The organism is Vibrio sp. D173a, from assembly GCF_030248475.1.
In genome coordinates this window covers 1-9,591 of the sequence record NZ_JAHGAH010000306.1, presented here as the reverse complement: position 1 = coordinate 9,591, position 9,591 = coordinate 1, and the positions used below count along the sequence as shown (strand labels likewise).

The 9,591-nt window shown below is 45.9% G+C and carries 11 protein-coding genes; 6 read left to right on the top strand and 5 right to left on the bottom strand.

Features of this window, described 5'->3' with window-relative positions; all coding sequences use genetic code 11:
* Positions 1-251 (bottom strand): HAD hydrolase-like protein (locus tag KIV40_RS24865; protein WP_375164882.1); only part of this gene is annotated, 251 nt, incomplete at its 3' end.
* Between the two features lie 64 nt (positions 252-315).
* Positions 316-720 (bottom strand): DUF2007 domain-containing protein, encoded by a 405-nt coding sequence (locus tag KIV40_RS24860; protein WP_005426375.1) that lies wholly within the window; start codon positions 718-720, stop codon positions 316-318.
* Between the two features lie 256 nt (positions 721-976).
* On the opposite strand from KIV40_RS24860, the gene KIV40_RS24855 reads away from it, so the two are divergent.
* Positions 977-1,504, top strand: coding sequence for a GNAT family N-acetyltransferase (locus KIV40_RS24855; protein WP_285351852.1), 528 nt, complete (start codon positions 977-979; stop codon positions 1,502-1,504).
* Positions 1,505-1,588: 84 nt separating this feature from the next.
* Here the strand turns inward: KIV40_RS24855 and KIV40_RS24850 are convergent, their stop codons facing one another.
* Positions 1,589-2,122 carry a dihydrofolate reductase family protein gene (locus tag KIV40_RS24850; protein ID WP_285351851.1) on the bottom strand — a complete coding sequence of 178 codons (534 nt, stop codon included), beginning with the start codon at positions 2,120-2,122 and terminating at the stop codon, positions 1,589-1,591.
* Positions 2,123-2,221: 99 nt separating this feature from the next.
* Here KIV40_RS24850 and KIV40_RS24845 point away from each other — a divergent pair, with 99 nt between their 5' ends.
* Both KIV40_RS24845 and yghU read left to right on the top strand, forming a co-directional pair.
* The gene (locus KIV40_RS24845; protein ID WP_233966497.1) at positions 2,222-2,788 is read left to right on the top strand and encodes a TetR/AcrR family transcriptional regulator; all 567 of its coding nucleotides are present in this window, start codon (positions 2,222-2,224) and stop codon (positions 2,786-2,788) included.
* A 215-nt stretch (positions 2,789-3,003) separates the two neighbouring features.
* Positions 3,004-3,864, top strand: coding sequence for a glutathione-dependent disulfide-bond oxidoreductase (gene yghU, locus KIV40_RS24840; RefSeq protein WP_285351849.1), 861 nt, complete (start codon positions 3,004-3,006; stop codon positions 3,862-3,864).
* Between the two features lie 327 nt (positions 3,865-4,191).
* On the opposite strand, the gene KIV40_RS24835 is transcribed toward yghU, so the two are convergent.
* Positions 4,192-5,799, bottom strand: coding sequence for a BCCT family transporter (locus KIV40_RS24835; RefSeq protein WP_285351847.1), 1,608 nt, complete (start codon positions 5,797-5,799; stop codon positions 4,192-4,194).
* Positions 5,800-6,276: 477 nt separating this feature from the next.
* Here KIV40_RS24835 and KIV40_RS24830 point away from each other — a divergent pair, with 477 nt between their 5' ends.
* The 3 genes from KIV40_RS24830 (at position 6,277) to KIV40_RS24820 (ending at position 8,861) form a co-directional block, all read left to right on the top strand.
* Positions 6,277-7,446 carry a D-alanyl-D-alanine carboxypeptidase family protein gene (locus KIV40_RS24830; RefSeq protein ID WP_285351846.1) on the top strand — a complete coding sequence of 390 codons (1,170 nt, stop codon included), beginning with the start codon at positions 6,277-6,279 and terminating at the stop codon, positions 7,444-7,446.
* Positions 7,447-7,550: 104 nt separating this feature from the next.
* Positions 7,551-7,958, top strand: a complete 408-nt coding sequence (locus KIV40_RS24825) for an SPOR domain-containing protein (RefSeq protein ID WP_285351845.1) — start codon at positions 7,551-7,553, stop codon at positions 7,956-7,958.
* 198 nt (positions 7,959-8,156) lie between these two features.
* Positions 8,157-8,861, top strand: a complete 705-nt coding sequence (locus tag KIV40_RS24820; RefSeq protein ID WP_005426404.1) for a class I SAM-dependent methyltransferase — start codon at positions 8,157-8,159, stop codon at positions 8,859-8,861.
* Between the two features lie 80 nt (positions 8,862-8,941).
* Here the strand turns inward: KIV40_RS24820 and KIV40_RS24815 are convergent, their stop codons facing one another.
* Positions 8,942-9,415: a peroxiredoxin gene (locus KIV40_RS24815; protein WP_285351844.1), complete on the bottom strand. Its 474-nt coding sequence runs from the start codon at positions 9,413-9,415 to the stop codon at positions 8,942-8,944.
* Positions 9,416-9,591 lie beyond the last annotated feature (176 nt).

Here is a 9,591-nt window from a genome sequence, read left to right as displayed (position 1 = left end):
AAATTGGGGGCCACTTCTGTCATCTCAGACAATGCGATGCTTTTTACTTTCTCTACTTGTACGTCACAAGCGTAACTTGGGGATATACAGTGCAAGGTTTCTTCAATTTTTCTTCCGTGGATGTATTGGCTCATATCAACATAGCTGACACCAACGGTCTCACACCACTTTTTCCAGATATTGTCTATTACGGCCTGAGTATCAACTAACGTTGCATCGACATCAAAAATAAACTTTTTACACTCAATCATGATTTCTCAATCCTTTCGAATAATACTGCTTTGAGTTGGGAGAAGGTAATATTCATACCATGGCTCAAAGTTGCTCGCTGAACTCACCACACTGATTGCATTTGTAGCCTTGTTTATAGAAAAAAAGTGGAAACCCTAACAATATGAACACCAGAAATGCAGGTCGCTTTCCTTTTGTGTGGGCGGATAGATCACTACTTCCACAATGAGGGCAAAGGTCTTTTTTCTCTCCAGCGACTGCGGAGTGAGTTTCAAGGCTTTCAGAGAAGTCACAACTCAGGATCTCGGTTGCTTCCTCAAAGTCCTCTTCCGAAACCATTAAGCGAACACCACCAATAGCGTTGGAGTAGAGCCATTGTGTATTCACGGTATGCTCATCGGCGATAAAGCTCTGAATACCAGCACTTTCAAGGTTTGCTTTGGCGATATGTGCTTCATGTGGAAAAGAAAATCTCGCTACGACAATCATGAACTTCTCCTTGTTGTATGACGTTGACCGGACAACTTTTCGTCTTATTTGGGGGGGCATTGTGCCGTGTTAGGTTATCCATCTCAATGGTAAATAAATAATATTTTCAATAATTTAAACTTATTGCATATTGATTGAGTTGCTACTAAGTTTTAATCCCTGACCATAGTACCTTATGGGGATGCTGGAAGCGTGGCTAACGCTGTTTATTCCCTGTTTAGTTAGGCGTTATATTTGATTTAGGAAAAAGGTAAGTATGGAAATTACTTTTCGACAGATAAACATGGATGACGATTTCGAGCTATGTGTTGCATCTAGGAAGGATGCGTACTTTTGTAGCTTCGGACACTATGATGGCTTCGAGGACTTCATCAGTGGCTATCGTGAGCGAATCTTGGAACGATTATCGACATCAGGTTGGTTCTACATTCATATATTTGTGGATGGCGAGTTTGCAGGGCAACTCGAATTTCGTAGCTTTTCGCCCGAGCCGGACACGGGCTATGTGCACCTTATTTATCTAAAACCGAATTTCCGTGGATTAGGGCTTGCCCCTAAAGTGCAAGAGTATATCGTCAGAACGTTAAGCCAGGCGGGGTGCTTGCGTGCGGTACTTTCTGTAAGCCGAACGAACACGAGGGCACTCACTTTTTATAAGCGCAATGGTTGGGAGTTCGCGCGTCGGAACCCGAAACACGATGAAACCGACTTCTATCAACTTTGGATAGGTCACACGGGTTACGTTGAGTCTGGATCAAATGGACTATCTGGCGCAAAGCGGTAACAGCAGGATAGGTTCGAACATTGGAAAGGCGCTTTTCATCTATAAGGAAGGGCGCCTTTCTTTTGTTCTAGCTATCGCGGCAAACTATCGCTCACGTATGTAAGTGGTTTTAACCAAGGTATCTAGCACTACTTCGCTTTTCGCGACTTTAAAGTTTAGTGGCTGCTCTAAGTCACCAAACAACGGTGCGCTGCCGCCAAGTAGAATAGGGAAGCGAGTGATCACCATTTCATCGATAAGATCCTCTTTGAGGAAGTTCTGAATTGTCACACCGCCGTCGATGTAAAGCTCGTTAAAGCCTTTCGCATTCAAATCAGCGAGCACATCTTTGAGCTCACCTTTTACTAGAAACACTTTGTCTTCGTAGCCTTGTGGTACTTCCGTCATGGTATTGCTGAGTACGAAAACGGGTTTGCTGTATGGCCAATCGCAATCAAAGCTCAGTACCACATCTAAGGTATTACGCCCCATCACCAAGCCATCAATACGCTCCATCAGTGAGAAGAAGCCAGTATCAATGTTGTCTGGATTTGGTACGGATTGCAGCCAGTCGAGTTTGCCTTGTTTATCTGCGATGTAACCGTCCAGACTGGTTGCAATAAATACGATATTTGCCATGAGTACCTCATCTAAGTAGTGATGCTTGAGCCGAGCTAAAGGTTGGGTTAAAATTAATTCTACAATGTAGAATAATATTGAGTTTATCGGGAAGATCAAATGTCTGTCAACGAAAAGAAACGCGGAAGACCGACCGCAAAGCAGTCGCAGCTAAGTGCAGAAAGCATCTTAGAGTCGGCTAAGCTATTGATGAAAAAAGACGGAAAGGTACCAAGCATTCGTTCTTTAGCGACTCAACTGAATGTGGATCCGATGGCGATCTATTACTACTTCAAAAATAAGAATGCCTTGCTTGAAGCGCTCACCACATCGCTGGTGGAGGAAATTTATCAACCACTGAGTAATGAAGATTGGCAAGGTGAGCTCAAAAGCCTGTGTGTTAGTTATATCGATCTCTTGTGTGAGTACAACGGGTTGTTGCAAACCATGTTGAGCATGACATCTCATGGCCCTGCGCAAGTATTCACCGAGCGCTATCAATTGATCGTTCAGCCTTTGGGCTTATCCCAGCAAGTAGAAAAAGACAGCTTAGATCTATTGGCGGATTACCTGCACGGTTTTGCGCTATCGATAAGCTGCTGCCACGATGCTAGCTTGATCAAAACAGAGATGATGGATGGGCCGCTGGCTTTGATCTGTTCCTCTTTGTTGGCATCTCGAACCTAGCTCACATTAACCTGTACTTTTTACTTATAGCGTGAAAGAAATTCCCATAACCAAAGGTTCTAACTAAAAGAGATGGCAGGACTTTTATTTGGCGAATTCGACCTAATATCTTGGGTATGTCCAAAGCCGATGGCGAAGGGACGATTTTAATGATGCTTGCTGGCGCGCTAGAGCCGTCAGTTTGAAGATGCATTCAAACGCAATAAGGGATAACAATGACTAACGAATACATTCCACCAAAAGTTTGGACAAACGATAACGAAAACGGCGGTCAGTGGGCGAGTATCAACCGTCCGGATTCTGGTGCTCGTCATGAGCAAGAACTTCCAGTTGGTGAGCACCCATTCCAGCTTTATTCAATGGGTACACCAAACGGTCAGAAAGTGACGATCATGTTTGAGGAGCTTCTGGCGGCAGGCGTAACAGAAGCAGAATACGACGCATACCTGATTAAGATTGGTGACGGCGACCAATTTGGCTCTGGTTTTGTGTCCGTCAACCCGAACTCTAAAATTCCGGCGTTGGTAGACCGTTCAGGCGCTGAGCCAGTAAACGTTTTTGAATCGGGTAACATCTTGTTTTATCTAGCAGAGAAGTTTGGTCACTTCCTACCAACAGAAGGTGCGAAGCGTGCAGAGGTAATGAACTGGTTATTCTGGTTGCAAGGTTCTGCACCATACCTAGGTGGTGGTTTTGGTCACTTCTACGCATACGCGCCAGAGAAGTTTGAGTACCCAATTAACCGTTTCACGATGGAAACAAAACGTCAGCTAGACGTACTAGACAAGCGTCTTGCGAATAATGAATTCCTAGGCGGTGACGAGTACAGCATCGCTGATATTGCAACGTGGCCTTGGTACGGCAACCTTGTGCTGGGTCGTGCTTACGATGCGGCTGAATTCTTAGACGTAGCAAGCTACAAAAACGTTGTGCGTTGGGCGAAAGCGATTGATGCTCGTGAAGCAGTGCAGCGTGGTCGTATCGTTAACCGTGCGTGGGGTGAAGAGTGGGATCACGTGGCAGAGCGTCACAGCGCAGCAGACATTGATGCGGCACTGGCGAAGAAGCCAGAATAACCTCGCTTTTTCAGTAAACAAAAAGGAATGCTTCGGCATTCCTTTTTTGATCGTTTCAAAGTGAAATCACGTAATAATTAGAGTCATAAACCTGACGTTGTTCCAGTGGTGAGTTAGTAACCCTTAACCAATAACTCATTGCTTTATTTGCCCCAAATCTTTTGTGTTTGGGGCTTTTTTATGTCCTAAGTTCAGGTCTTGAGTGTTGGTTGAGTACCTGCTGAGCGTGGCGAGTCAGAAACAAAAAAACGAGCGCCAAATAGACGCTCGTTTGTTATGTCAACCTTCGATGAGCCATATTGTTATACGTTTCTGCTCAAGGATGAACTAGGCGACAGACGCTTTCTGCGCTGCGTTTTGACAGGCAGGTAACTCAGACCTTAACCCTTTAATCAGGCTCACACACATCACTAACAGCACCAACGTGAATGGCAAACCTGTCGCGACAACACCAGATTGCAGCGCTTGCAGTGCCTCTTTACCACCAATCCAGAGCATAACGGCAGCGATAGAGCCTTCAATACATGCCCAGAAAATACGTTGTGGCACTGGTGCATCAATCTTACCGCCGGCAGTGATGCTATCGATAACCAATGAGCCAGAATCTGATGAGGTGATGAAGAACACCAAAATCAGGACGATAGAAAGCACAGAGATGATCGAGCTAAACGGCATCGCGTCATAAACGTGGAATAGAGTAAGCGAGATATCCGTTAATCCATTGGCACCAAGTTCGCCGACTTTGTTCGCTACTTGATCAAGGGCGATACCACCGAAGACTGCCATCCAAACCAGTGTAACGGTAGTTGGAATGACGATAACCGCGAAGATGAACTCGCGAACGGTACGACCTTTCGATACGCGCGCGATGAACATTCCCACAAATGGTGACCAAGATACCCACCATGCCCAGTAGAATACTGTCCAGCCATGCATCCATTCTGTGTCTTCACGACCGGTAGGGTTACTTAGCGGTAAAATATTCTGTGCGTACGCGACAGCGGTATCCCAAATGGATGTTGTCGCAATATCGAAGCTAATAAACATCACAAAAGCCAACAGCGCGAATGCAACCGCCATGTTGATGTTACTTAGTAGCTTGACACCACCATCGATACCTCGAATCACAGACAGTACTGCAATAAAAGTAACGAAGGCGATAACAATCATTTGCGTACCAATGCCACCTTCTAAACCAAATACATGGTTAATACCGCTGGTGGCTTGTTGCGCACCTAAGCCCAGAGAAGTCGCGAGACCAAATAGCGTTGCGAGTACCGCCAGAATATCGATAACGTGGCCTAACCAACCCCACGCGCGATCGCCAAAGATAGGATAAAACGCAGATCGCAGAGAAAGCGGTAAACCTTTATTGAATGCGAAGAAGGCCAGCGAGAGTGCAACAATGGCGTAAATCGCCCAACCGTGGATGCCCCAGTGGAACATGGTGGCTGCCATCGCGAGTGATTTCGCTTCTTCCGTATAAGGTTCTACATTTAGAGGGGTACCAAACCAATTGGTAAAGTATGCCGTTGGCTCTGAAACACTCCAGAACAACAAGCCGATACCCATACCCGCAGCGAAAAGCATCGACAACCAAGAGACGGTTGAATGTTCCGCAACGGCGTCTTTACCGCCGATTCTGATCTTACCCAGAGGAGATAAAAGAATCGCGATAGCGAATAAGATAAAGAAGTTTGCTGACCACATAAAGAACGAGTCGAAGTCTGAAATGATGCTGTTCTTTAAACCATTTAAGGCGTCACGAGCAGTAGCAGGGTCAACAATGAGAAGAGAAGCAATACAAAGAAGAACAAGACCAGCACTAATTCCGAATACTGGATTGTGGATATCAAATCCCCATTTTTGAACGTTATCTTGACCAACCTGATAGTCGGTAGTGTCGATACTATATTTTTTTAGTGCATTATCCATAAATACAACATATACGCTTTTTTAAATGTGCCCTTCTTGAACAAGAAAAACACTAAAACCGCCCTCCAATTATTTTGAGTTCAAATTAAAAAATGCGACGCGATCATAGTGTTTTGTGTAAAACAATGCAACTCAAAGGGTTTTTTAGGCGTTATTTCGATATTTGGCAGGCTTTTATATGAAAAATGCAATGATGTGTAATGTTTTGATGTGTAAGTATTGTTGGGGTGTTGTCTGCGCATGGCTTGCTCAAGTGGGGTTGTCTTAGTCAGCTCGGCAATGAGTGAACAATGGAAGCGAGTCGCAATTCATGATTTCACCGAATTGACGAACGAATAAGCACAAACTTCAACCGACTTCGCATTCTTTTCGACAAATATCGAGTAAACGTAACCAATCGTAACAGAGGTGCTGCAACTGAACAGCGTTTCCATATACTCGACTTAGTTTGTAACTTGTAAGCCACAGAATGCTGCTATGAGAAAAAACACTTTATTCAATGCTACGTTAGCGACCAGCTTGACTGCTGTTTCTGCGTTTAGTTTTGCTGCTCCTACCGTTGTTCCTAATGCCCCAGAGCTGAGCTCTCGTGGCTATGTTTTAATGGATTACCACACTGGCACTGTGCTAGTGGAACGTGATGCCGACAAGCGTCTCAACCCGGCAAGTCTGACTAAGCTGATGACGGCTTATGTTGCTGGCCAAGAGGTTAAGTCAGGTAACATCAGCCTAGACGATGAAGTGGTGATAAGCCGCAACGCCTGGGCGAAAAACTTCCCAGATTCTTCAAAGATGTTTATCGAGGTAGGGACGTCGGTTTCACTTTCTGATCTTTACCGAGGTTTGATTGTTCAATCGGGTAACGATGCCAGTGTCGCCATCGCGGAACATGTTGCGGGTAGTGAAGCAGGCTTTGTTGGTTTGATGAACAGTTGGGCGAACCAGCTTGGCTTGGCTAACTCTGCCTTTACCAACCCACATGGTTTGGACAGTGATGGTCTGTATTCAACCCCGCGTGACATCGCAACGCTAGGCCGTGCGATCATTCGTGATCTGCCAGATATCTACCCGTTATACAGCGAAACGTCGTTTACCTATAACGGCATTACCCAATACAACCGTAACGGCTTGCTACGTGATCGCAGCATGAGTGTTGATGGCATGAAGACGGGTTACACCAGCGGCGCAGGTTACAGCTTGGCGACTTCTGCAACCAACGGAGACATGCGTTTAGTCGCGGTTGTGATGGGCGCGAAAAGCCCGAGCGTACGTGAATCAGAGAGTAAACAGCTTCTGAGCTACGGTTTCCGTTTCTTCGATACGGTTGTTCCGACACAAGCGGGTAAAGAAGTGGCAACGGCGCGTGTTTGGATGGGTAACCAAGACGAATTAAAAGTGGGTGTTGACCGCGATATCTACTTAACACTACCAAAAGGTGACGTGAACAAGCTGGAAGCGGAAGTGGAATACAACGGCGACCTGATGGCTCCGATTCAACAAAATCAAGTAGTTGGTAAGGTGCTGTACAAAGTTGACGGTGACGTGGTGAAAGAAGCGGAACTGGTTGCGCTAGAGCCTGTTGATGAAGGCGGTATCTTTAAGCGCTTGATGGACTGGTTCAAACGTCTTGTGGCAAGCTGGTTCTAACCAATACTCCCAATATTAAATTTACTAAGGCGGCCGAAATGGTCGCCTTTTTGTTTTGAGCACTCATCAAGAGAACCATTCAGAACAAAAAAACGGAGTTACGCGTGCGAAAGATTCTATCTTTGACTTTGGCTATGTCACTTACTGGCTGTGTGATGTCACAGCATCAACCTGCCGATACTGGACAGTGTGTGGGGGTGATGTCATCGCAAGATGCTTATGGCTACCTCAACCCTAACCACTACACCATGCAGGTGTTGGCGTTGAAGAAAGAGAAGGATGTGAAGGAATACATTCGTTACATCGACCCGAAACATCCGGTTTGGGTGAACTGGAAGAATAGCCGTGGTACTCGCTGGTATACCGTAACCGTCGGGGATTTTAAGACTAAGCAGGATGCCTACAATGCGCTGTCTTCATTGCCAAGCCGTGTGAAACAATCTTCTCCCTTCGTCATGACATTTGCAGAAATGCAGCGCAAGCAAGAAACCAGCGTCGTGCGAATGCGCTAGAGCGGTTCTTATCGTCCCTATAAGCGCTTTATTGTTATGTATCGAGCCTTTGCAATCGGTTGGAAAGGCTCAACCTAACCACTAGTCACAAATCTTCTTCAATGTACGCGCAAGATCACTCATCTGACGTGCTTTTTACTTTACTTATTTTCGAGTGTTTTCTAGTCTTCGCATCCCACTTTTCCTGTCGGAGTCACCATGAAGCAAGAGATGTACACCACCTACGCAAAGCAATACGATTTAGCGGCGCAAGATAACTTGTACAACGCGCACTTTGAGCGCCCAAATACCCTTGAACTTGTCGGTGATGTGGCTGGCAAAAAGGTGCTGGACTTAGGCTGTGGTTCAGGTATTTACGCGCAAATTCTTTTGGAGCGCGGTGCCACTTCCGTGACTTGTATCGACGCTGCGCAAGAGATGATTGATATCGTTAAAGACAAGCTTGGTGACTCGGTCAACGCTTACGCTCAGAACTTGGCACTTGGTTTGCCAGAAGAGGCGAATGCTCAGTATGACTTAGTGATTTGTCCATTGATGGTGCATTACATTGAAGACCTTCGTCCCTTATTCAATGACATTCAGCGCGTGTTGAAGCCTGGAGGTCAGTTTGTATTCTCAACTCATCATCCATTCGCTGATTTTGAATGTTCTGCATCGGATAATTACTTTGAGAAAGAGCGAATCGAAGATGTGTGGGACACGATTGGAAAGCCGGTTTCTGTCGCATTCTACCGCCGCTCATTGCAAGACATTACGGATGCAATTACGGGCAGTAATATGGCGATGCTGGCTGTCTCAGAGGGTAAAGTGAATGAGAAGATTCGTGAAATCTCGCAGGAGCACTACCAACGCTTGGCGACGTACCCTAACTTTATCTTTATCAAGTGTGTCGCGTTGAGCTAATACTGCTCGGGACTCTCACCGTATTCAGATAGAAAAAACGGAAGCACATCGGCTTCCGTTTAGTGACCTTAGCGTTGCGCTTAAAGTGCAGCGAGGATGGTTTCTGCTTTGCTCGCTTCAAACGTTGTTGGTTCTTCAACGTTCAATGTGGTCACGACACCGTTGTCGATGATCATTGCGTAACGTTGTGAACGAACGCCACCAAAACCGCCAGTATCCATCTCTAGGCCCAGTGCTTTGGTAAAGCTTGCGTCGCCGTCGCCCAGCATAAGCAGCTCAGACGCGTTCTGTGCCTCGCCCCAAGCTTGCATCACGAATGCATCGTTAACAGATACACAAGCAATCAGGTCCACCCCTTTCGCCTTTAGTTGGTCTGCCAGTACAACATAACCCGGAAGGTGCGCTTCTGAACATGTCGGAGTAAATGCACCTGGTACCGCAAATAGAACCACTTTCTTGTCTGCAAACAGCTCTGTTACTTGATGATTTACCATACCATCGGCAGTCAGTTCGCTCAGCGTCGCAGCAGGCAATGCTTGACCTTGTTGAATCATGATTTTCTTCCTTTTGTGTATGCGTTATTTTGCTCACTCAGTCTAGCGCCAAAACGACCACCTAACCACAGACGAAATGTAAGGGCTTAATAGGCTTCATAAAAACAAACCGCCTGAGTCGGCGGTTTGTATGTTGGCTACATGGCGTTTAGATAAGACTTATATACCCAAGTGAC

What these genes read in the sequence shown, in the direction of transcription:
- KIV40_RS24815 (WP_285351844.1), bottom strand. Translation starts at nt 9,415, where the DNA reads ATGATTCAACAAGGTCAAGCATTGCCTGCTGCGACGCTGAGCGAACTG.
- KIV40_RS24845 (WP_233966497.1), top strand. Translation starts at nt 2,222, where the DNA reads ATGTCTGTCAACGAAAAGAAACGCGGAAGACCGACCGCAAAGCAGTCG.
- KIV40_RS24855 (WP_285351852.1), top strand. Translation starts at nt 977, where the DNA reads ATGGAAATTACTTTTCGACAGATAAACATGGATGACGATTTCGAGCTA.
- KIV40_RS24830 (WP_285351846.1), top strand. Translation starts at nt 6,277, where the DNA reads ATGAGAAAAAACACTTTATTCAATGCTACGTTAGCGACCAGCTTGACT.
- KIV40_RS24835 (WP_285351847.1), bottom strand. Translation starts at nt 5,799, where the DNA reads ATGGATAATGCACTAAAAAAATATAGTATCGACACTACCGACTATCAG.
- yghU (WP_285351849.1), top strand. Translation starts at nt 3,004, where the DNA reads ATGACTAACGAATACATTCCACCAAAAGTTTGGACAAACGATAACGAA.
- KIV40_RS24820 (WP_005426404.1), top strand. Translation starts at nt 8,157, where the DNA reads ATGAAGCAAGAGATGTACACCACCTACGCAAAGCAATACGATTTAGCG.
- KIV40_RS24850 (WP_285351851.1), bottom strand. Translation starts at nt 2,122, where the DNA reads ATGGCAAATATCGTATTTATTGCAACCAGTCTGGACGGTTACATCGCA.
- KIV40_RS24860 (WP_005426375.1), bottom strand. Translation starts at nt 720, where the DNA reads ATGATTGTCGTAGCGAGATTTTCTTTTCCACATGAAGCACATATCGCC.